Origin of the sequence: Kitasatospora sp. NPDC001309 (assembly GCF_042896295.1) — a bacterium.
Classification (GTDB): domain Bacteria; phylum Actinomycetota; class Actinomycetes; order Streptomycetales; family Streptomycetaceae; genus Kitasatospora.
On sequence record NZ_JBIAXC010000020.1, the window covers coordinates 1 to 23,268 of the forward strand.

General features: G+C 73.5%; 13 protein-coding genes and 1 rRNA gene. 11 read left to right on the top strand and 3 right to left on the bottom strand.

Annotated features, from left to right (window positions below):
* Together rrf and ACFY2K_RS20825 are read left to right on the top strand one after the other, a co-directional pair.
* Positions 1-87: ribosomal RNA gene (rrf, locus tag ACFY2K_RS20820) — 5S ribosomal RNA — on the top strand; the annotation flags it as partial.
* A gap of 61 nt (positions 88-148) precedes the next feature.
* Positions 149-994 carry a phosphatase PAP2 family protein gene (locus ACFY2K_RS20825; protein WP_387713048.1) on the top strand — a complete coding sequence of 282 codons (846 nt, stop codon included), beginning with the start codon at positions 149-151 and terminating at the stop codon, positions 992-994.
* Positions 995-1,005: 11 nt separating this feature from the next.
* Here the strand turns inward: ACFY2K_RS20825 and ACFY2K_RS20830 are convergent, their stop codons facing one another.
* Together ACFY2K_RS20830 and ACFY2K_RS20835 are read right to left on the bottom strand one after the other, a co-directional pair.
* Entirely contained in the window at positions 1,006-1,569 is a 564-nt protein-coding gene (locus ACFY2K_RS20830; protein WP_375897104.1) for a GPR1/FUN34/YaaH family transporter, read from the bottom strand.
* A gap of 267 nt (positions 1,570-1,836) precedes the next feature.
* Entirely contained in the window at positions 1,837-4,398 is a 2,562-nt protein-coding gene (locus tag ACFY2K_RS20835) for a SpoIIE family protein phosphatase (protein WP_387713050.1), read from the bottom strand.
* Positions 4,399-4,984: 586 nt separating this feature from the next.
* Here ACFY2K_RS20835 and ACFY2K_RS20840 point away from each other — a divergent pair.
* From ACFY2K_RS20840 to ACFY2K_RS20880, 9 genes are all read left to right on the top strand, one after another.
* Complete coding sequence (locus tag ACFY2K_RS20840; RefSeq protein ID WP_380529450.1) at positions 4,985-9,505, top strand: HAMP domain-containing protein; 4,521 nt, start codon at positions 4,985-4,987, stop codon at positions 9,503-9,505.
* 297 nt (positions 9,506-9,802) lie between these two features.
* Positions 9,803-10,438, top strand: coding sequence for a response regulator (locus ACFY2K_RS20845; RefSeq protein ID WP_375889428.1), 636 nt, complete (start codon positions 9,803-9,805; stop codon positions 10,436-10,438).
* A 147-nt stretch (positions 10,439-10,585) separates the two neighbouring features.
* Entirely contained in the window at positions 10,586-13,285 is a 2,700-nt protein-coding gene (locus ACFY2K_RS20850) for a DNA translocase FtsK (RefSeq protein WP_380529438.1), read from the top strand.
* 319 nt (positions 13,286-13,604) lie between these two features.
* Positions 13,605-14,465, top strand: coding sequence for a helix-turn-helix domain-containing protein (locus tag ACFY2K_RS20855; RefSeq protein ID WP_380529440.1), 861 nt, complete (start codon positions 13,605-13,607; stop codon positions 14,463-14,465).
* Positions 14,466-14,562: 97 nt separating this feature from the next.
* Complete coding sequence (gene rimO, locus ACFY2K_RS20860; RefSeq protein ID WP_375889420.1) at positions 14,563-16,068, top strand: 30S ribosomal protein S12 methylthiotransferase RimO; 1,506 nt, start codon at positions 14,563-14,565, stop codon at positions 16,066-16,068.
* Positions 16,065-16,703 (top strand): CDP-diacylglycerol--glycerol-3-phosphate 3-phosphatidyltransferase, encoded by a 639-nt coding sequence (pgsA, locus tag ACFY2K_RS20865; RefSeq protein WP_375889418.1) that lies wholly within the window; start codon positions 16,065-16,067, stop codon positions 16,701-16,703. Before rimO ends, pgsA begins: the two co-directional genes overlap by 4 nt.
* Positions 16,704-16,721: 18 nt before the next feature.
* Entirely contained in the window at positions 16,722-17,207 is a 486-nt protein-coding gene (locus ACFY2K_RS20870; protein ID WP_380529442.1) for a CinA family protein, read from the top strand.
* A 316-nt stretch (positions 17,208-17,523) separates the two neighbouring features.
* Positions 17,524-17,892 carry a helix-turn-helix domain-containing protein gene (locus ACFY2K_RS20875; RefSeq protein ID WP_030290911.1) on the top strand — a complete coding sequence of 123 codons (369 nt, stop codon included), beginning with the start codon at positions 17,524-17,526 and terminating at the stop codon, positions 17,890-17,892.
* Positions 17,893-17,967: 75 nt separating this feature from the next.
* Positions 17,968-18,261, top strand: a complete 294-nt coding sequence (locus tag ACFY2K_RS20880; protein ID WP_387713056.1) for a hypothetical protein — start codon at positions 17,968-17,970, stop codon at positions 18,259-18,261.
* Positions 18,262-18,325: 64 nt separating this feature from the next.
* On the opposite strand, the gene ACFY2K_RS20885 is transcribed toward ACFY2K_RS20880, so the two are convergent.
* Positions 18,326-23,080 carry an ATP-dependent helicase gene (locus tag ACFY2K_RS20885; protein WP_387713059.1) on the bottom strand — a complete coding sequence of 1,585 codons (4,755 nt, stop codon included), beginning with the start codon at positions 23,078-23,080 and terminating at the stop codon, positions 18,326-18,328.
* Positions 23,081-23,268: the final 188 nt, after the last annotated feature.

Here is a 23,268-nt window from a genome sequence, read left to right on the forward strand (position 1 = left end):
GGTTACATTCCGAACCCGGAAGCTAAGCCTCACAGCGCCGATGGTACTGCAGGGGGGACCCTGTGGGAGAGTAGGACGCCGCCGAACAATCATTCCAAAAAGACCCCCTCCCATTCGGGAGGGGGTCTTTTTGCGTTACCCTCTGCCAATGCAGAACCTGACCCTGACCTGGCAGACCGCCGGGGGTGCCGCCGTCGTCCTCTACGGAGGCGCGTACGCCGCTGCGAGGGTCCGGAAACCGGGGGCGTCGGCGCTGCTGCGGGAGGCCGGCACGCTGCTGGCGCTGTTCGCGCTCTGGCAGCTGGTCGGGCACCTGTCGGTGATGAGTGCCGATCACGCGCTGGACCGGGCGGGCTGGATCCACCGGACCGAGCGGGCGATCGGCCTGCCGGACGAGGCCTCCTGGCAGGCGGCGGTCACGCCGTACCCGGTGCTGGTGCGGCTGGCGAACTACTACTACGCGGTGATGCACTTCGCCGTCATGCTCGGTGTGCTGCTCTGGGTCTTCCTGCGGCACCGGGAGCGCTACGCGTGGGTGCGCAACACGGTGGTGATCACCACGGCGGTCTGCCTGCTGGTGCAGTTCATCCCGGTGGCGCCGCCGCGGATGCTGCCGCAGAGCGGCTTCGTGGACGTGGCCGCGGAGTACGGGCAGTCGGTGTACGGCGGCGCGGTCGGCGGGGTGGTGGTGGCGGACCAGCTGTCGGCGATGCCGTCGGTGCACGTCGCCTGGTGCGTGCTGGCGGCGGTCGCGGTGGTGCGGGTGTCGCCGAGCCCGTTCCGCTGGGTGGTGGTGCTGCACCCGCTGCTGACGGTCGCGGTGGTCGTGGTGACGGCCAACCACTTCTGGGCGGACGGCATCGTCGCCGTCGCCATCCTGCTGTTCGCCTACGCCGTCCTGGCGTTGGCGGCACGGCGACGGGGCCGGGTCCCCGTCGAGACGGAGACCCGGCCCCGGGCCGGTGCCGAGGAGCGGCCCCAGCAGGTCGGTTGAGCCCCGGCAGGTCACTTGACCGGCAGGGCGACCTTCCCCCAGGAGCCGTTGCTCAGGCGGGAGGTGGCCCAGTACCAGGCGATGGCCCCGGAGACGGCCGCGACCCAGCCGGCGGCCTTGCCGAGGCCGCTGTAGCCGCCGAGGACGGCGATGGCGTCCAGCACGAGGGAGACGGTGAACAGGCCGTAGACGGCGCGGCTGAACAGGCCCGCGCCCCAGCTGGCGGCGGTGAGGCTGAGGGCGAGCAGGGCCCACAGCAGCAGGAACAGACCGGCGGCGTTCTTGCTCGCGCCGCCGGCCACCGACCAGGTCGCCCAGAAGGCGCCGAGGCTGGTGAAGGCGGTCCCGGTGAAGCCCTCGCCGCCGCGGAGCTGCCAGAGGCCCGCGATGAAGAGGGTGACGCCGCCGAGCAGGTGGGCGAGGTGGGCCGCGTCCCCGACACCGGTGCCGTGCAGGATCCCGGTGGAGAGCAGACCGTAGGCGAGCAGTGTCAGGCCGAGGGCGAGGTAGCCGAGGTTACCCGCGTCGGCTCCGGTGGAGCGGGCGTTCGTTGCCCCGGTAGCGTCGTTGCTCACCGGAGGCTCCTTTCACTCTGGGCGCGCGCAGGGCGCAGTGACGCTTGGTGTCGTTCCGATGAGTGGATGCGCGCGACCGCGCCGAGGGCGCACGGCTGTGAGCGTGCGCGGGCTGCGGTCAGAAGTGAGGTCAGAAGCGACGGGCCTGCGGAGAGCCGCTGGTCACGTCCCCGCCGGGGGATTCCCCGGCGAGATCGGTTTACCCGGCCCTGCTCGCTTGTACCCTTGTGAAGATAACAATTTGTGACGATGTCAGCCGGGGAACGCTCAGGACTGGCGCCGGGTCGGAACCCGGAGCGTCAGGATCGCCATGTCGTCGGACGGCGGCTCGGGGGCGAAGCGCTCGACCGCGCGCTGCACCCGCATGGCGACCGCGCCGGCGGTCAGTCCGGTGCAGCCGGTGAGCACCTCGGCGAGGCCGTCGTCGCCGAGCATCCGCCGGCCCTCGCGGCGTTCGGTGACGCCGTCGGTGACGCAGAGCAGGACCTCGCCGGGCGCCAGCACCAGGTGCTCGGCGGTGAGTTCGAGGTCCTCCATGACACCGAGCAGCGGCTGCGGGGTGGCGGCCCGGTCGACCTGGCCGTCGGTGCGCAGCCGCAGCGGCAGCGGGTGGCCGGCGCAGACCAGGGACAGTTCGGTGCTGCCGTCCGGGCGGGGCGTCAACTCGCCGTAGAGCAGGGTGAGGAAGCGGCTGCGCGCGCCCTCGTCCAGGATGGCCGCGTTGAGCCGGCGCAGCACCTGCGGGGCGTCCAGGCCCTCGCGGGCGAGCAGGCGCAGCGAGTGCCGGGCCAGGCCGGTGACGGAGGCGGCCTCGGGGCCGGTGCCGCAGACGTCGCCGATCGCGAAGCCGTAGGTGCCCTCGCGGATGGTGAACAGGTCGTAGAAGTCGCCGCCGACCTCGTTGCCCTCGCCGGCGGCCTGGTAGTAGACGTCCACCTCGACGCCCGGGATCTCGGGCAGGTCCGGCGGGAGCAGGCTGCGCTGCAGGGCCTGGCTGGTCGCGGTGCGCTCGGAGTAGAGGCGGGAGTTGTCGAGGGCCAGGGCGGCCCGGCGGGAGAGGTCCTCGGCGAGTTCGAGGATCTCCTGGCGGAACCGCACGCCGGCCGGGACGCCGAGGGCGAGCAGGCCGATCACCCGGTTGCGGGCGGTCAGCGGCAGGACGACGGTCTCGCCGAGCAGGCCGGCGAGTTCGGGGCTGTCGGTGAGGCCGCGGGCTCCGGCGGTCTCGGTGGGCGCGGTCCAGAAGCGGACGCCGTGGGTGGGCCCGGCCTCGGGGGCGGGGGTCTTGTCGAGGAGGTCGCGCAGGGCGTCGATCCGGTCCTCGTCCTCGTGCAGGACGAAGGCGAGGCCGGCCGAGGAGCTGTGGTCGCCGTTGGTGTAGACGGCGCACCAGGAGGCGAGGGTGGGGACGGCCATCTGGGCCATCAGCGCCAGGGTCTGCTCGTGTTCGAGGGTGCCGGCCAGCAGGTCGGAGGCTTCGACGAGGAAGGAGAGCGAGCCGCGGCGCAGCCGTTCGAGCTCGGTCAGTCGGGTGCTCTCGACGGCCAGGGCGACCCGGTCGGCGGCGAACTGGAGGCGCAGCGCGTCCTCGTTGTCGTAGCGGCCGGGGGCGGCGGTGGCGATGCCGAGCGAGCCGATCAGGCGGCCCTCGACCTTGAGCGGGACGGTGACCAGGGAGCGCATGCCGCTGCCGGTGAGCAGGGGCAGGCCGGTGGGGCGGGCGGCGAGGTCCTCGTGGACGGTGGGCAGCCGGGCGGAGTCGTAGCGGTTGCCGCTGCCCACCGGGAAGCGGGTGTGCCGGCGGTGCCCGGTGGTCAGGCCGGTGGCGGCGCGGACCTCGAACTCGGCCTCGTCGTCGGTGGTGAGCAGCAGGTAGGCGGCGTCCGCGTCGAGCAGGTCGCGGGCGCGTTCGACGGTGCGCTGGAGGAGGGTTTCGAGGTCGTCGGTGGCGACCGGGCCGGCCAGCAGGTCGAGCCGGGGACCGGTCTGGTCGGGGCGCTCGCCGGGCAGGGCGCGGGCGGGGGAGCGCAGGACGGCGCGGTCGGGTTCGAGGACGAGCAGGCAGAGGGTGGAGGCGACGCCCTCGGTGTCGCGCACGCGCACCTGGACGCCGTAGACCTCGACCTCCTCGCCGTCGGCCCGGCGTACGCCGTAGTCGCCCTCCCAGCGGGCCAGCCGGAGGGTGTCGGTGAGGCCGAGGCCGCGGCCGGGGGACTGCGGCCAGACCGCGAGGTCGACCCAGGGGCGGCCCAGCACGGTGGCCGCGGGGTAGTGGAAGAGGGATTCGGCGTCCGGGTTCCAGGCCAGGACGCGGCCGTCCTCGTCGAGTTGGACGACGGCGACGTGCACCGGCCCGGGGCTGCTGGGCAGGTCGCTGCCGGGGGTGGCGGGGACGGCGTAGCGGGTGCCGGCCACGTGGGCGGGCAGGGCGAGCCGGAACCAGACGGTCTTCTGCCCGGCCGCGTACTCGACGCCCCAGCGTTCGGCGAGGGCGGAGCACATCAGCAGGCCGCGGCCGCCCTCGCCGTCGGGGTCGGCGAAGCGCTCGGAGGCGGACACCGGGCCGTCGCCGAGCGAGGGCAGGCCGCGCTCGGGGTGGTGGTCGGTGACCTCGATCCGGACGCTCTCCTCCTCGCGCAGGCAGCACACCTCGGCGGCGGTGCCGGCGTGCACGACGGCGTTGGTGACCAGCTCGCTGACCAGCACGACGGCGTCGTCGACGACCTCGGGCAGGCCCCAGCCGAGCAGCGCGTCCCGGACGAAGCCCCTGGCGGCGGCCGCGGACCGGCCGTCGGGGTCGAAGGTGGCGGCTGCGCGCGCGGTGACCACGTTGCCACTTCTCCTCTGCTGCTCTGGCCCTGACTGTCCGGGGCTCGTGCCGACCTTCCCGGGCGGGCCGTCGGGTGGGCGGCGTCGTCGGGTCGGGTCGTGGCCCGGTGCAGCGCTCCACCCTACTTTCCGCTTGGTTCCCCGTGGGGGCGGGGCGGCGAAACAGGCACCGGAGGGTGATTCTGCCCACCTGTTTCGGACGGTGCGGGGACAACCGTGGGCAACCAGCCGTATACCCGGCGCCGGTGCTGCCAGACTGGGGGGTCCGCGACGGCCGGTGGGAGCAGTACGGTCGTGTGGGTGCCGGTGGGCCGTGAGGTCCGGCCGGTACGCAGCCCAGCCGGGCCGGTGCCCGGTCCCGTGCCGTTCCGGCGCGGCGGTCACCGGACAGTACACACGATGTGGGAGGGGCCCGTTGAGTTCGGCCACCAAGGACGCCACCAAGGACGCCACCGGTACGACGCCGCAGGCTCCGCGCGGCGGGCGGGCCGGGGCCGCGCCGCGGATCGCGGCCGGCCGGCGAGCGGGCCACAGCCGCGGCGCGGAGCCCGCCGAGCTGCGCAAGCTGCTGGCCGCGCTCACCGCGATGCGGGACGGGAACTTCCGCCGCCGGCTGACGGTGCCGGGCGACGGGCCGTTGGCGGAGATCGCCGCGGTGTTCAACGAGGTCGCCGAGCGCAACCAGCACCTGACCGGTGAACTGGCCCGGGTGCGGCGGGCGGTGGGCCGCGAGGGCCGGCTGAACGAGCGGCTGGAGACCGGTGCGGGCGAGGGCGCCTGGATGGCGGCGGTCGACAACTGCAACGCGCTGATCGACGACCTGGCCCGGCCGATGGCCGAGGTGGGCCGGGTGCTGACCTCGATCGCCGAGGGTGACCTGGACCAGAAGATGGAGCTGCGCTCGCTGCACAGCAACGGGGTGAGCCACCCGTTGCGCGGCGAGTACCTGAGGATCGGCCGGACGGTCAACGGGCTGGTGGACCAGCTCTCCGAGTTCACCGACGAGGTGACCCGGGTGGCCCGCGAGGTGGGCACCGAGGGCAAGCTCGGCGGGCAGGCCAAGGTCCGCAGCGTGTCGGGCAGTTGGAAGGACCTGGCGGACTCGGTCAACACCATGGCCGGGCGGCTGACCGCGCAGGTGCGCAACATCGCCCAGGTGACCACGGCGGTGGCCAAGGGCGACCTGTCCCGCAAGGTGACCGTCGACGTGGCCGGCGAGATGCTGGAGTTGAAGAACACCGTCAACACGATGGTGGACCAGCTGAACGGCTTCGCCGCCCAGGTGACGACGGTGGCCAGGGACGTCGGCACCGAGGGCCGGCTGGGCGGTCAGGCGCAGGTGCCGGGCGTCGCCGGGGTGTGGCGCGAGCTGACCGACTCGGTGAACTTCATGGCCGACAACCTGACCGGCCAGGTGCGCAACATCGCCCAGGTGACCACGGCGGTGGCGCGCGGGGACCTCTCGCAGAAGATCGAGGTGGACGCGCGCGGCGAGATGCTGGAGCTCAAGAACACCATCAACACGATGGTGGACCAGCTCTCCGGCTTCGCCGAACAGGTGACCAGGGTGGCCCGCCAGGTGGGCACCGAGGGGCGGCTCGGCGGGCAGGCCCAGGTGCCCTGGGCGGCCGGGGTGTGGCGGGATCTGACCGACAACGTCAACTTCATGGCGAACAACCTCACCGATCAGGTGCGCAACATCGCCCAGGTGACGACGGCGGTCGCCAAGGGCGACCTGTCGCAGAAGATCCAGGTGGACGCCCGGGGCGAGATCCTGGAGTTGAAGAACACCATCAACACCATGGTCGACCAGCTCTCGGCCTTCGCCGACGAGGTCACCCGCGTCGCCCGGGACGTGGGCACCGAGGGCATCCTCGGCGGCCAGGCCAGCGTGCCCGGGGTGTCCGGGACGTGGAAGGACCTGACCAACAGCGTCAACCTGATGGCCAACAACCTGACCAACCAGGTGCGCAACATCGCCGAGGTGACCACGGCGGTGGCCCGCGGCGACGTGTCGAAGAAGATCACCGTCGACGCCCGGGGCGAGATCCTGGAGCTGGTGACCACCGTCAACACCATGGTCGACCAGCTCTCCGCCTTCGCCGACGAGGTGACCCGGGTCGCCCGCGAGGTGGGCACCGAGGGCATCCTGGGCGGCCAGGCCCGGGTGCGCGGGGTGTCGGGCATCTGGAAGGACCTGACCGACAACGTCAACTTCATGGCGTCGAACCTGACCGGACAGGTCCGCAACATCGCCGAGGTCGCCTCCGCGGTGGCCCGCGGCGACCTCTCCAAGAAGATCACCATCGACGCCCAGGGCGAGATCGCGACGCTCGCCGGGACGCTGAACACCATGGTCGACCAGCTGTCCGCGTTCGCGGTCGAGGTGACCCGGGTGGCCCGTGAGGTGGGCACCGACGGCACCCTGGGCGGTCAGGCGAGCGTGCCGGGCGTGGCCGGCATCTGGAAGGACCTGACCGACAACGTCAACCAGATGGCCAACAACCTCACCGGCCAGGTCCGCAACATCGCGCTGGTGATCACCGCGGTCGCCCGCGGCGACCTCTCGCAGAAGATCGACGTGGACGCGCGCGGCGAGATCCTCCAGCTCAAGACCAACATCAACACCATGGTCGACCAGCTCTCCGCCTTCGCCGACGAGGTCACCCGGGTCGCCCGCGAGGTGGGCACCGACGGGCGGCTCGGCGGCCAGGCCCGGGTGCCCGGGGTGGACGGCACCTGGCAGGACCTCACCGAGTCGGTGAACGAGCTGGCCAACAACCTGACCCGGCAGGTGCGCGCGATCGCCCAGGTCGCCACCGCGGTGACCAGGGGCGACCTGAGCCTGCGGATCGACGTGGACGCCGCCGGGGAGCTCGACGAGCTCAAGGACAACATCAACCAGATGATCGCCAACCTGCGCGAGACCACCCGGACCAACCAGGAGCAGGACTGGCTCAAGACCAACCTGGCCCGGATCTCCGGCCTGCTCCAGGGCCGCCGGGACCTGGAGGCCGTCGCCTCGCTGATCATGACCGAGCTGACCCCGGTGGTCTCCGCCCAGCACGGCGCCTTCTTCCTGGCCCAGCCGGCCGGGCGGACCGCCGAACTGATCACCGAGGACGACGACGAGAACGACACCGTGCTGCGCCTGATCGGCAGCTACGGCTACCAGCGGCGGGCGATGCCGACCACCTTCCGGCCGGGCGAGTCGCTGATCGGCCAGGCCGCGACGGAGAAGCGGGCGATCATCGTCAAGGAGGCGCCGCCCGGATACCTCAAGATCGCCTCCGGCCTCGGCGAGGCCTCGCCGGCCCACATCGTGGTGCTGCCGGTGCAGTTCGAGGGCCGGCTGCTGGGCGTGATCGAGCTGGCCACGTTCAGCTCCTTCACCACTGTCGCGCTGGACTTCCTCAACCAGATCGCCGACCTGATCGGTGTCACCGTCAACACCATCAGCGTCAACACCAAGACCGAGGGCCTGCTGCTGGAGTCCCAGCGGCTCACCGCCGAACTCTCGATGCGGTCCGCCGAGTTGGAGGCGCGCCAGGAGGAACTGGAGCGCACCAATGAGGAGTTGCAGGAGAAGGCCGAGCAACTCGCCCAGCAGAACCGCGACATCGAGATCAAGAACAGCGAGATCGAGGAGGCCCGGCAGGTCCTGGAGGAGCGCGCCGAGCAGCTCGCCCTGGCCTCCCGGTACAAGAGCGAGTTCCTCGCCAACATGTCGCACGAGCTGCGCACCCCGCTCAACTCGCTGCTGATCCTGGCCAAGCTGCTCTCCGACAACAACGAGGGCAACCTCTCGCCCAAGCAGGTCGAGTTCGCCGACACCATCCACGGCGCCGGCTCCGACCTGCTCCAGCTGATCAACGACATCCTCGACCTGTCCAAGGTCGAGGCCGGCAAGATGGACGTCCGCCCGGCCCGGATCGCCCTGGTCCAGCTGGTCGACTACGTCGAGGCCACCTTCCAGCCGGTCGCCCTGGACAAGAACCTCGACTTCGCGGTCCGGGTCTCGCCCGCCCTGCCGGTCACCCTGCACACCGACGAGCAGCGGCTCCAGCAGGTGCTGCGCAACCTGATCTCCAACGCCGTCAAGTTCACCGACACCGGCGGCGTCGACTTCTCGATCAGCCCGGCCGGCCGGGACGTCCCCCAGCACGTGCGCGAGCGGCTGCTGGAGTTCGGCTCGATCCAGGGCCCGGACGAGGAGCTGATCGCCTTCTCGGTCTCCGACACCGGCATCGGCATCCCCGGCAACAAGCTGCGGGAGATCTTCGAGGCGTTCAAGCAGGCCGACGGCACCATCAGCCGCAAGTACGCCGGCACCGGCCTCGGGCTGTCGATCAGCCGCGAGATCGCCCGGCTGCTCGGCGGCGAGATCCACGCCGAGAGCGAGCTCGGCAAGGGCTCGACCTTCACGCTCTACCTGCCGCTGCGCACCGAGGCCCCGGACGCCGCCGCCGAGCGGCTCCTGGACCGCCCGGGTCCGGCGAACCCGCCCGCGCTGCGCGCCTCGGTCGGGGTGACCCCGGTGGGCCTGCCGGTGCCGGTCGGCGAGAGCCCGGCCGACCACTGGGCCCAGGAGGTCCGGGAGATGGCCGAGGAGCGCCGCCGCGGGGCGGTGGAGCGCCGCCGCAGCGCCGCCCTGGAGAGCGCCGCGGTGCCGCGGGCGGTGGAGCCCGCGCAGCAGCCCCGGCCGGTCCGCGCCGACACCCGCTTCGACGGCCAGCAGGTGCTGATCGTGGACGACGACGTGCGCAACGTGTTCGCCCTGACCAGCGTGCTGGAGCAGTACGGGCTGACCGTCCTGTACGCGGAGAACGGCCGCGAGGGCATCGAGATGCTGGAGCAGCACGAGAACGTGGCGCTGGTCTTGATGGACATCATGATGCCGGAGATGGACGGCTACGCGACCACCGAGGCGATCCGCCGGATGCCCCAGTTCGCCGGCCTGCCGATCATCGCGCTGACCGCCAAGGCGATGAAGGGCGACCGGGAGAAGTCCCTGGAGGCGGGTGCCACCGACCACATCACCAAGCCGGTGGAGACCGACCACCTGCTGTCGGTGATGTCGGAGTGGCTGAACGGCGACCGCGCGTGAGCGAGGCGCCTGGCGCGAACCCCGGGGCCCGCCCCGGGGTTCGCGCCTGCCGCTCGGCCGGTTTGCTGGCGGAGCGGCCCGGGAACCCGGTAGGGTCACCGAGCGTTGCGAACAGTGACCGGACGGCGACACGCTGCTGAGCGTGCGCCGGAGCACCGGCTGTGCGCCGCTCCGGATCGGGTCCCGACGGAGCGATGTGCCGGGCGAGGGGGTGCGGCTAGCATGACCGGGGTAGCGGTGGGCAGTACGCGAGTGCCCGCACCGGGCGGCAGGCAGGCGACAGGAGGGCGAGCCCCGATGCAGAAGGCGAAGATCCTCCTGGTCGACGACCGGCCGGAGAACCTGCTGGCGCTGGAGGCGATCCTCTCCGCCCTGGACCAGACGCTGGTCCGCGCCGCCTCCGGCGAGGAGGCGCTCAAGGCGCTGCTGACGGACGACTTCGCGGTGATCCTGCTGGACGTCCAGATGCCCGGGATGGACGGCTTCGAGACGGCCGCCCACATCAAGCGCCGCGAGCGCACCCGGGACATCCCGATCATCTTCCTGACCGCGATCAACCACGGCCCCCACCACACCTTCCGCGGCTACGCGGCCGGCGCGGTGGACTACATCTCCAAGCCCTTCGACCCGTGGGTGCTGCGCGCCAAGGTCTCGGTCTTCGTCGACCTGTACGTCAAGAACTGCCAGTTGAAGGAGCAGGCCGCGCTGCTGCGGCTGCAGCTGGAGGCGGGCGGCGGCGAGCCGTCCCTGGGCGGGGCGCTGCTCGGCGAGCTGTCCGCGCGGCTGGCGGCGGTCGAGGAGCAGGCGGAGGCGCTGGGCAAGCAGCTGGACGGGGCCGAGGACGCCGGGGTGGCCGCCACCGCGGCGCACCTGGAGCGCAAGCTCGCCGGACTGCGCCGGGCCCTCGACGCGATGCGCCCCGGTACGCCGTAGGTCGGCCCCGGACGTTCACCCGTCCGGGTGGTTTGCTGCTGCACCTGGGTGAAACCGGGTCAGCGTGACGGTGTGTCTGCGACACGGCCCGGTGCCCGGGCTCGGCCGCGTGGGCGCTGGTCCCCCTCCCCGGTAGGCTGCTGACCCATGGCCACTCGTACGCCCGGAAACGCCGCACGCAAACCGAGTCCGGGACCGTCCAAGAAGGCCGCGGCAAAGGCCCCGGGCAAGCCGCCCGCCAAGAAGGCGGCCGCCCGCCGGGCCCCCGCGAAGAGGACGGCGGCCAAGCCGGCCCCGCCGCCCCCGCCGCGCCGGGGGTTCGTGATGGGCGCCCTCAACGCCCTCGCCAGCCCGATCGCCGCGATCTTCCGCGGCTTCGGCGACGGCGCCAAGAACCTCCACCCGGACCACCGCAAGGACGGCATCGGCCTGCTGCTGTTCGGCCTGGCGCTGGTGGTCGCGGCCGGCACCTGGTTCAGCTCGGAGGGCTGGCTGAACGGGGCGGCCACCGCCGTGGTGTCCGGGCTGTTCGGGCGGCTCGACGTGCTGGTGCCGTTCCTGCTGGCCGGGATCGCCATCCGGCTCTGGCGCCACCCGGAGCTGCCGGAGGCCAACGGCCGGATCGTGATCGGGCTGAGCACCCTGCTGATCGGCGTCCTCGGCCTGGTCCACATCGGCTGCGGCGCGCCCACCATGGGCAGCGGCGCCTCCCGGATAAGGGCGGCCGGCGGGATCATCGGCTGGGCCGCCTCGACCCCGATGATGGCCGCCGCCGGCGCGGTCCTGGCCGTGCCGCTGCTCCTGCTGCTGGCCTTCTTCGGCCTGCTGGTGGTCACCGCCACCCCGGTCAACCGGATCGGCGAGCGGGTCCGCGGGCTCGGGATACGGCTCGGCGTGGTCGAGCCGGGGCCCGAGGACGAGCTGCGCTGGGGGCGCACGCCGGGGTACGAGCCGTCCACCGATCCGCCGGAGGACGCCGACCCCGAGGCGCTGCCCTACACCGTCGACACCGACGGTGACGGCCCCCACGACGAGGTGGCCGCCCGGCGGCGCCGCCGTCGGCGCAAGCAGTCCGCCGAGGACGACGAGGGGCAGCCGGAGGCCGTCGGCCGCATCTCCCTGGACAAGGAACCGGCGGACCAGGAGCCGCTGGACCCGTACGCCACCCGCGACCTGGCCGCCGGCGCCGCCGCCGACCTGGACGGCGCCCTGGTCTACGGGGTGCCCGCCTCCTCCGCCGTGGCGGACATGATGCACCAGGTCAAGGACCTCACCGCGGCGCCGGAGGAGCCCGCCGTCCCGGCCGCCCGCAGCGGCGGCCCGGGGGCGCCCGCGGAACACGGCCCGGCGCCGGTGCGGATGGAGCAGCTCCAGCTCGGCGAGGGGATCACCTACGCGCTGCCCTCGCTCGACCTGCTGGAGCGCGGCGGCCCGGCCAAGGCCCGCAGCGCCCTCAACGACGAGGTGGTGGCCCAGCTCACCGGCACCTTCGCCGAGTTCAAGGTCGACGCGAAGGTCACCGGCTTCACCCGCGGCCCGACGGTCACCCGCTACGAGGTCGAGCTCGGCCCGGCCGTCAAGGTGGAGCGGATCACCGCGCTCGCCAAGAACATCGCGTACGCGGTGGCCAGCCCGGACGTGCGGATCATCAGCCCGATCCCGGGCAAGTCCGCGGTCGGCATCGAGATCCCCAACCGGGACCGTGAGATGGTCAACCTCGGCGACCTGCTGCGCTCGCGCACCGCCGCCGAGGACACCCACCCGATGGTCGTCGGCATGGGCAAGGACGTCGAGGGCCACACCGTGATGGCCAACCTCGCCAAGATGCCGCACATCCTGGTGGCCGGCGCGACCGGGGCGGGCAAGTCCTCCTGCATCAACTGCCTGATCACCTCGATCCTCGCCCGGGCCACCCCGGACGAGGTGCGGATGGTGCTGGTCGACCCCAAGCGGGTCGAGCTGACCGCGTACGAGGGCATCCCGCACCTGATCACGCCGATCATCACCAACCCCAAGAAGGCCGCCGAGGCCCTCCAGTGGGTGGTGCGCGAGATGGACCTGCGCTACGACGACCTGGCGGCCTTCGGCTTCCGGCACGTGGACGACTTCAACGCGGCGGTGAAGGCCGGCAAGGTCACCCCGCCGCTGGGCAGCGAGCGGGAGCTGCGGCCGTACCCGTACCTGCTGGTGATCGTCGACGAGCTGGCCGACCTGATGATGGTCGCGCCGCGCGACGTCGAGGACTCGGTGGTCCGGATCACCCAGCTGGCCCGGGCGGCCGGCATCCACCTGGTGCTCGCCACCCAGCGGCCCTCGGTGGACGTGGTGACCGGCCTGATCAAGGCCAACGTGCCGTCCCGGCTGGCCTTCGCGACCTCCGCGATGGCCGACTCCCGGGTCATCCTGGACCAGCCCGGCGCCGAGAAGCTGATCGGCAAGGGCGACGCGCTGTTCCTCCCGATGGGCGCGAGCAAGCCGGTCCGCATGCAGGGCGCGTTCGTCACCGAGGCGGAGATCGCCCGGGTGGTGCAGCACTGCAAGGACCAGCTGACCGCCGTCTACCGGGACGACGTGACGGTCGGGGGCGGGCCCAGGAAGGAGATCGACGAGGAGATCGGCGACGACCTGGACCTGCTGATCCAGGCGGCCGAGCTGGTGGTCTCCACCCAGTTCGGCTCGACCTCGATGCTCCAGCGCAAGCTCCGGGTCGGCTTCGCCAAGGCGGGCCGGCTGATGGACCTGATGGAGTCGCGCGGGATCGTCGGCCCGAGCGAGGGCTCCAAGGCCCGTGACGTGCTGGTCAAGCCGGACGAGCTGGACGGCGTGCTGGTGATCCTGCGGGGCTGAGCGGGGCCGTGGGGCCGGGCGTGCCCGCGGGGCCGGGCACCGGCCCCGCAGGGCTGACGGATCGTGCCCTCCGGGTGGATTCACTCGTTCGGAGGAGGGTAGGCGCGGTGCGGGGAACCGAATGTGCGTACGCGGCGTCACAGGCCGGAAAGCGCACTCCGGCCTTCCCGGCGCGCCCTCGCTGACGGCCGTTCAGCGGGGGGCCGGCGCCCGGCCGGGGCGGGTACGCGCATTCGGGCCCGTTCCGCTTGAGAAACGATCCACCCACGCCCCTAGACTGTTCTCCAGCAGGTGGCCATCCGCTCGAAAGGCGTGCCCCGTGACCATCGGCAAGTCCTCCGACCGCGAGAACGCCCCGTCGTCCGTCGAGCCGACCGACGACGTGGTGCAGGCGGCCGATGCCCCGAGCATCGGCCGGGTGCTGTCCGCCGCCCGGATCGAGGCGGGACTCACGGTGGACCAGGTGAGTACCGCCACCCGTGTCAGGGTGCCGATCGTCCATGCCATCGAGGAGGACGACTTCGACCGCTGCGGCGGCGACTTCTACGCCCGCGGGCACATCCGCGCGATCGCCCAGGCGGTCGGCGCGGACGGCGAGGCCCTGGTCGCCCGCTACGACGCCGCGCACGGCGGCTCACCGGCCTCCAAGCGCCCCGCCACCCAGCTGATGGACAGCGGCCCGATCAAGGTCCCCGGCCGCAGCCGGCCGAACTGGGCGGCCGCCATGGTCGCCGCGATCGTCGCGGTGGTCGCGCTGATCGGCTTCAACCTGGTCAGCGGCAAGAGCGGCCACGGCACCACCGGCTCGGCCAGCGCGCCGCTGCCCAGTGGCTCCGGCACCGGCTCGGTCGCCCCGGTCACGCCGACCGTCCAGCCGCCGGCACCCGCGCCGAGCGCCGCCGCGATCGCCGCCGTCCCGGCCGACAAGGTCACCGTGAAGCTGGTCGCCGAGGGCACCAGCTGGGTCTCCGCGACGGACGGCAGCGGCAAGTCGCTGTTCCAGAACAACATCAGCGACGGCCAGGACCAGACCTTCACCGACCCCAAGCAGATCAAGCTGGTGCTCGGCAACGGCGGGGCCGTGCACGCGTACGTCAACGGCAAGGACCTCGGCGTCCTCGGCAAGGACGGCCAGGTGGTGCACGTCACGTACACCCCCGGCGACCCGCAGGCGGGCTGACCACAGGGCCCGTCGAGGGCCGTCGATGATCAGCTGATTCGTGGCACGCGGCCTCCGGGGCGAACGGCACCGGAGGCCGCGCGTTAATCTTGGCCCTATGCCTGAACGCCGCACTGTCGCCCTTGTCACGCTCGGATGCGCCCGCAACGAGGTGGACTCCGAGGAACTCGCCGGGCGACTGGAAGCCGACGGCTGGTTGCTCGTCGACGACGCCGCCGAGGCCGATGTCGCCGTCGTCAACACCTGCGGCTTCGTCGAGGCCGCCAAGAAGGACTCCGTCGACGCCCTGCTGGAGGCCAACGACCTCAAGGGGCACGGCCGCACCCAGGCCGTCGTCGCGGTCGGCTGCATGGCCGAGCGGTACGGCAAGGAGCTCGCCGACGCGCTGCCGGAGGCCGACGGGGTGCTCGGCTTCGACGACTACTCCGACATCTCCGACCGCCTGCAGACCATCCTCTCCGGCGGCCACCACGCCCCGCACATCCCGCGCGACCGCCGCAAGCTGCTGCCGATCAGCCCGGCCGAGCGGCAGTCCGCCGCCGAGGCCGTCGCGCTGCCCGGCCACGGCGCCGAGGCCGCCGCCGAGCCGATCACCGACCTGCCCGACGGCCTCGCCCCGGCCTCCGGCCCGCGCACCCTGCGCAAGCGGCTGGACGACAGCCCGGTCGCCTCGGTCAAGCTCGCCTCCGGCTGCGACCGGCGCTGCTCCTTCTGCGCCATCCCCGCCTTCCGCGGCTCCTTCATCTCCCGCCGCCCCTCCGACGTGCTGCAGGAGGCCCAGTGGCTGGCCGGGCAGGGCGTCCGCGAGATCGTCCTGGTCAGCGAGAACAACACCTCGTACGGCAAGGACCTCGGCGACATCCGGCTGCTGGAGACCCTGCTCGGCGAGATCTCCGCGATCGAGGGCGTCGAGCGGGTGCGGGTCTCCTACCTCCAGCCGGCCGAGATGCGCCCCGGCCTGATCGACGCGATGACCGGCACCGCCGACGTGCTGCCGTACTTCGACCTGTCCTTCCAGCACTCGGCGCCGGCCGTGCTGCGCCGGATGCGCCGCTTCGGCTCCACCGACCAGTTCCTCCAACTGCTCGGGACCATCCGGGACAAGGCCCCGCAGGCCGGCGCCCGGTCCAACTTCATCGTCGGCTTCCCCGGTGAGACCGAGGAGGACTTCGCCGAGCTGGAGCGCTTCGTCACCGAGGCCGGGCTGGACGCGATCGGCGTCTTCGGCTACTCCGACGAGGACGGCACCGAGGCGGCGACCTACGACGGCAAGCTGCCCGAGGACGTCGTCGCCGACCGGCTGGCCCGGCTCAGCCGGCTCGCCGAGGAGATGACCGCCCAGCGGGCCGAGCAGCGGATCGGCACCGAGGTCGAGGTGCTGATCGAGTCGATCGAGGACGGCGTGGTCGAGGGCCGCTCCGCCCACCAGGCCCCGGAGACCGACGGCCTGACCACCCTGCACGGCGTCGAGGACCCGCGGATCGGGCAGTTCTGGCGGGCCACCGTGGTGGCCAGCGAGGGCGTCGACCTGATCGCCGAGGCGCTGGAACAGGTGCGCCGGCCCGCGACGTCGGGGGCCGAGGCTCCGGGAGCCGGGGAATGACCAAGGGGCCCGGGGCCCCGGCCGCGGCCCACCCGGGCAGACCGGCGGCCGCGGTTCCGCCGGCGCCGGGGGTCTGGAACATCGCCAACGTGCTCACCATGGTCCGGGTGCTGCTCGTCCCGGTCTTCGTGGCCCTGCTGTTCGCCGACGACGGGCACAACCCCAAGTGGCGCGCGGTCGCCTGGGCGGCGTTCGCGATCGCGATGATCACCGACCTGTTCGACGGCGAGATCGCCCGCCGCAAGGGCCTGGTCACCGACTTCGGCAAGATCGCCGACCCGATCGCCGACAAGGCGATCATGGGCTCGGCGCTGATCGGCCTCTCCGTCCTCGGCGACCTGGCCTGGTGGGTCACCGTGGTGATCCTGGCCCGCGAGCTCGGCATCACCCTGATGCGCTTCTGGGTGATCCGCTACGGCGTCATCCCGGCCAGCCGCGGCGGCAAGCTCAAGACGCTGACCCAGGGCACGGCGGTCGGCATGTACGTGCTGCCGCTGACCGGCTGGCTGGCCACCGGGCGGGCGGTCCTGATGGCCGCGGCGGTGCTGCTGACCGTCGCCACCGCGCTGGACTACATCGGCCAGGCGCTGCGCCTGCGCCGCGAGGGCACGGCCGCGGAGCGCGCGGACCGCTGACGGACGGAGGGGGCCGGGGTGACGGACCACGAGCTGTACGGGCTGGCCGAGCGGGCGCACGCGGCGCTGCGGGCCGAGGGCGGCACGCTCGCCGTCGCCGAGTCGCTGACCGGCGGGCTGCTGGCCGCCGCCCTGGTGGACGTCCCGGGGGCGTCCGCGACCTTCCGCGGGTCGGTCACCGCGTACGCGACCGAGGTGAAGGCCTCGGTACTCGGTGTGGACGAGGGCCTGTTGGACGTGTACGGTCCCGTGCACCCGGTGGTGGCCCGACAGATGGCCGAAGGCGTGCGCGGGTTGCTGGGGGCCACGTACGGGCTCGCGACGACCGGCGTGGCCGGTCCGGAGCCGCAGGGCGGGCAGCCGGTGGGCACGGTACACCTGGCGGTCGCCGGTCCGGGGGGAACTCTGGTCAGTTCGCCCCTGCTGTCGGGCGCCCGTGCCACAATCCGTCACGGAGCGGTGACCGCCGCACTGGAGCTGCTCGTCGGCCGGCTCGCTCGATGACGGCCCGCGGGCGGATCTCCACCGAACCGAGATCTGCCGAACCCGCGCACGGGGTATGACACAGCTGGAGGATCGTGTTACATCCAACGGCCTGGTTGGGCAGAAACCAGGTGGCGAACGAGTTGCGTGACGGTGGCGGGGCGGGCCGAGTCGGGTACCACGAGGGGCCCGCGAACCCGGGTACGACACCGGCACGAGGAGGGGGACGGCCTTGCAGCCCACAGTGAACACGACCAGGGTCCCCGCACGCGAAGCGGGCAAGGCGGTACGGTGGGGGCGTGACATCTCGATCCGCAGTCCGAGGAGGGAGGCACCGATGATCCTGCTCCGTCGCCTACTGGGCGATGTACTGCGTCGGCAGCGCCAGCGCCAGGGCCGCACACTCCGCGAGGTGTCGGCGGCCGCCAGGGTTTCGCTCGGGTACCTCTCCGAGGTCGAGCGGGGACAGAAGGAGGCCTCTTCGGAGCTGCTCTCCGCCATCTGCGACGCACTCGACGTCCGGATGTCCGAGGTCATGCGCGAGGTCAGCGACGAACTGTCGCTCGCCGAACTTGCGGCGATGGCCACCCTCTCCGAAGGTGATCTGCTGAGGCCGGTGCTCGAACCGGTTCCGCTGCCCGCCCCCGGCGCCGACCGGGCGAACATGTCGCCCAAGGCCGCCGCGATGGACGTGGTCGCTGCCTGACCCGGCCTCGCACCTCCCGGGTGCCCGTCCCACGACGGGCCCGAGGAACCCCGGGGCGAGCGGAGGAGGGCGGTCGTGCGGAGACTCGCGACGGTGTGCGCGGTGGCCCGAATACGGCTGCGGCGTCTGATGCCCTGGCCGGCCCGTTGGGTCCTGGTGGCACTCGCGGGCGGGCTCGCCTGGTGGCTGGTGGCCGTCCGGGGACAGCTCGCCGACGGCGCGGTGCTCGGCCTGCTGGCGGCCGGCGGCTGGGGACTCGGTCTGATCCCGGTCCATGCCGACCGGAATGCGACCGGACCGGCCCGGCGCCCGCAGGGGCACGAGGAGGCCGTGGGCCGGGTGGAGGTGCAGCCTCCGCCGATCGGGTGAATCGACGTGGCCGGAGGCCGCGGGGTCGTTGACTCCGCGGCCTCCGGCGCTTCTCCGGCACTCCTCAGGGGCGCAGCCGGAGCCCGCGGGGGGTGGCGTGGAAGCCGGCCTCCTCCAGGGCGCGGCCGAGCTCGGAGCCCAGGGCCGGCCCGCCGTTGGCCCGCTCGACCGTGACGCTGCCGAGCGCGCCCGCGCGGACCGCCCCCGCGAGCGCCCCGGTGGCCAGGGCCAGGGTCGCGTCGTCCTCCGGCCAGGCCAGCAGGGACTTGCCGCCCCGCTCCACGTACAGCGCGAGCTCACCGTCCACCAGGACCACCAGGGCGCCCGCCTTGCGGCCCGGGCGGTGCGCCTTGGCGTCCGCGGCCCCCGCGGCGGCGGGCGGTTCGGGCCAGGGCAGCGCGGCGCCGTAGGCGTTCGCCGGATCGGCGGCGGCCAGCACCAGCAGCTGCGGCGGCTCGGCGGCCGGAGCGGCCGGCCACTCGGTGGCCCGGGCCCGCTCCAGTCGGCCGTTGACCGAGCGCAGCCGGTCGGCGGCGCCCTCCATGGCGAACTGGGCACCGCCCAGGCCCTCGACGAAGTAGCCCCGGCGGGCCCGGCCGCGCTCCTCCATCGCGGAGAGCACCCGGTACACCCCGGCGAAGCCGCCGGGCACCCGTTCGGCGGCCACCGTGCCGCGGGTCAGCAGACCGTGCCGGTCCAGCAGGCTCTGCGCCCTGGCCGTCGCCCGGACGGTCGGATCGGTGGCGAAGGCGGGCAGCAGCGACCAGCGCCCGGCCACCGTCGGCGGGCCGCTGCGCAGCGCCCCGCCCTCCCGGCCGAAGGCGCGGCCCGCGCCGCCGTACCGGCCGCGCGGGGTCGCCCGGGGGGCGCGGTGGGCGGTGGCGCCCGCCGTCCGGCCGGAGCCGAGTAGGGCGCGCAGCGGGGCCAGGGTGTCGTTGCTGACGTAACCGGCCCAGACCAGGTCCCAGAGGGCCGTCACGACCTCGGGCTCCGGGGTGTCCTCCGGGAGCTGCTGGACGAGCTGGCGGAAGAACAGGCCGTAGCCGCCCGCCAGGGCCTGGAGGAGGGCGCTGTGCAGCGGGGTGAGGGCGGGCGGGACGGGCTCCGGGCGCAGCAGGTGGGCGTTCTCGGCCAGGTGCAGGCTCAGCCAGCCGTCCTTGCCGGGCAGCGCGCCGGCACCGCACCAGCCGATCTCGCCGGCCGCCGTCAGCTCGTCCAGCAGGCCGGGGGAGTAGTCGGCGAGCCGGGCCGGGAGGATCAGCTTCTCCAGGGCGGAGGCGGGCAGGGCGGTGCCCTGGAGCTGTTCGACCACCCGGAGCAGGCCGTCCGGGCCGCGCAGCCGGTGGCCGGCCAGGTGCTGCCACTGCGGGAGGAAGGCGGCCAGGGCGCGCGGCGGGACGGGCTCCACCTCCTGGCGCAGCGCGGCCAGTGAACGGCGGCGCAGCCGGCGCAGCACCTCGGCGTCGCACCACTCGGCGGTCGCGGTGTGCCGCTCGGGGGAGACCTGGCTCTCGGCGGGTCGGAAGGCGCCCTGGACCAGGCGGCCGGCGGCGGTCAGCCGTTGCAGGGTGCCGGTGACGACGGCGGTGCCGAGGCCGTAGCGGGCGCCGGCCTCGGCGGCGGTGAACGGGCCGTGGGTGCGGGCGTGCCGGGCCAGCAGGTCGCCCAGCGGGTCCTTGACCGGCTCGGTGAAGGCCTCGGGGACGCCCACCGGCAGCGGGGTGCCCAGGGCGTCGCGCAGCCGCCCGGCGTCCTCGACCGCGGCCCAGCGCTGCTCGCCGGCGATCCGGACCTGGATCACCCGGCGGGCGGCCTCCAGCTCCAGGGGCCAGAGCGGCTCGGCGCCGCGCGCCGTCAACTCGGCCTCGGAGAGCGGGCCGAGCAGGCGCAGCGCGTCGGCGACGCCCTCGGCGTCCCTGATCCGGCGCTCGGGGGTGAGGCGTTGGAGCTCGGCCTCCAGCTCGGCGAGCACCTGCGGGTCGAGCAGCTCGCTCAGCTCGGCCTGGCCGAGCAGCTCCGACAGCAGCCGGGAGTCCAACGACAGGGCGGCGGCCCGGCGTTCGGCGAGCGGGGAGTCGCCCTCGTAGAGGAACTGGGCGACGTAGCCGAACAGCAGGGAGCGGGCGAAGGGGGAGGGCTCGGCGGTGGTGACCTCGACCAGGCGGACGGCGCGGGATTCGAGGTCCGCCATCAGCTCGACCAGCCCGGGGACGTCGAAGACGTCCTGGAGGCACTCCCGGACGGCTTCCAGGACGATCGGGAACGAGCCGTACTCGGAGGCGACTTCGAGCAGTTGGGCGGCGCGTTGGCGCTGCTGCCACAGCGGGGTGCGGCGGCCCGGGCTGCGGCGGGGGAGCAGCAGGGCGCGGCCGGCGCACTCGCGGAAGCGGGAGGCGAACAGGGCGGAGCCGCCGACCTGCTCGGTGACCAGCTGCTCGATCTCGTCGGGCTCGAACAGGGCGGCGTCGGCGCCGACCGGGGCCTCGTCGGAGGCGGCCTGGTCCGGGGGGCTGCTGAAATCGAAGTCGGGGGCGAGGAGGTCCGCGTCCGGCAGGCGGAGCACGATGCCGTCGTCGGCGTGCATGACCTGCGGGTCCAGGCCGTGCTTCTCGCGCAGCCGGGCGCCGAGGGCGAGCGCCCAGGGGGCGTGCACCTGGGCGCCGAAGGGGGAGTGGATGACGATCCGCCAGTCGCCCAGTTCGTCCCGGAAGCGCTCGACCACGATGGTGCGGTCGTCGGGGAGGTGGCCGCAGGCCTTCCGCTGCTCGGCGAGGTAGTCCAGCAGGTTGGCGGCCGCCCAGTCGTCCAGGCCGGCCCGCCGGAGGCGCGCGGTGGCGGCCTCGGGCGCGAGGGCGCCCAGCTCGCGGGTGAACGCGCCCAGGGCGCGGCCGAGTTCGAGCGGGCGGCCGAGGGTGTCGCCCTTCCAGAACGGGAGCCGGCCGGGGACGCCGGGGGCGGGGGTGACCAGTACCTTGTCGTGGGTGATCTCCTCGATCCGCCAGGAGGTGGTGCCGAGGGTGAAGACGTCGCCGACCCGGGACTCGTAGACCATCTCCTCGTCGAGCTCCCCGACCCGACCGCCGCCGCCCTTCTTCTTCTCCGTCGTCGAACCGGACGCCGCCGAGCCGGCGATGAAGACGCCGAACAGGCCGCGGTCGGGGATGGTGCCGCCGGAGGTGACGGCCAGCCGTTGGGCGCCGGGGCGGCCGGTGACGGTGCCGGCGACACGGTCCCAGACCAGGCGGGGGCGCAGCTCGGCGAAGGCGTCCGAGGGGTAGCGGCCGGCCAGCATGTCCAGCACGGCGTCGAAGGCGGACTGCGGGAGGGTGGCGAAGGGCGCGGCGCGGCGGACCACGGTGAGCAGCTCGTCCACCGGCCAGGTGTCCAGGGCCGTCATCGCGACCAATTGCTGGGCCAGTACGTCCAGCGGGTTGCGCGGGATCCGCAGCGCCTCGATCCGGCCCTCCCGCATCCGCTCGGTGACCACGGCGGACTGCACCAGGTCGCCCCGGTACTTGGGGAAGAAGACGCCGGTGGAGACGGCGCCGACCTGGTGCCCGGCCCGGCCGACGCGTTGCAGGCCGGAGGCGACCGAGGGCGGGGACTCGACCTGGACGACGAGTTCCACCGCGCCCATGTCGATGCCCAGCTCCAGGCTGGAGGTGGCGACCACGGCGGGCAGCCGGCCGGCCTTCAACTCCTCCTCGACCAGGGAGCGCTGCTCCTTGGAGACCGAGCCGTGGTGGGCCCGGGCGATGACCGGGGGCACGCCCCTGGCGGCGCCCGAGCCGCCCATCAGCGCGGCCGGGGCGTGCGCCTCGGGGGCGGCGGCGCCGGTGGCGCGCTCGTGCGCGATCTCGTTCAGCCGGTTGCACAGGCGCTCGGCCAGGCGGCGGGAGTTGGCGAAGACGATGGTCGAGCGGTGCGCCTCGACCAGGTCGACGATCCGCTCCTCGACGTGCGGCCAGATCGAGGACTGGCGCTGCGGGTCGGAGTCGGCGGCGCCGCCGGTGGCCGGGGCGGCGGGCAGGTCGTCCAGGTCGGGGACCGGGACGACCACCGAGAGGGCGAACTCCTTGGTGGAGGGCGGCTGGACCACGACGGCGCCGCGCTGGGGGCTCAGGAAGCGGGCCACCTCCTCGACCGGGCGCACGGTCGCGGACAGGCCGATCCGGCGGGCCGGGCGGTCCAGCAGCTCGTCCAGCCGCTCCAGGGTGAGGGCCAGGTGGGCGCCGCGCTTGGTGCCGGCGACCGCGTGCACCTCGTCCAGGATCACCGTGTCCACCCCGCGCAGGGCCTCCCGGGAGGCCGAGGTGAGCAGCAGGAACAGCGACTCGGGGGTGGTGATCAGGATGTCCGGCGGGTGGGTGGCGAAGCGGCGGCGGTCGGCGGCCGGGGTGTCGCCGGAGCGGATCGCGACCTGGACCTCGGGCTCGGGCAGGCCCAGCCGGACGGCGGCCTGGCGCAGGCCGGTCAGCGGGGCGCGCAGGTTCCGCTCGACGTCCACCGCGAGGGCCTTGAGCGGGGAGACGTAGAGCACCCGGCAGCGGCGCTCGGGCTCGGCGGGGGGCGGGGTGCTGCTCAGCCGGTCGAGAGCGGCGAGGAAGGCGGCGAGCGTCTTGCCGGAGCCGGTGGGGGCGACCACCAGGACGTCGGTCTGCTGCTGGATGGCCTGCCAGGCCTGGGACTGGGCGGCGGTGGGGGCGGAGAAGGCGCCGGAGAACCAGGCCCGGGTGGCGGGGGTGAAGCCGGCCAGCGGGTCGGTGGGGTCGCCGGGGCCGGTGGGGTCGCCGGGCGGGGTCGGGTGCGGGGGCGCCATGCCCCCATGGTGCCGGGTGGGACTGACACGTGGGGTGGTGGTGGGGCGTGACGGGGTGAGTGGTCGGGGTCGGGGTGCCGGAGGTGGGGGCGGGTGCAGTTGCGGGAGCGGGAATGATGATCCGCTCATATCGTGATGAATCGGGCGCGTGATCCATCCGTGACCGTGACCGAGACCGGAGCGAGAAG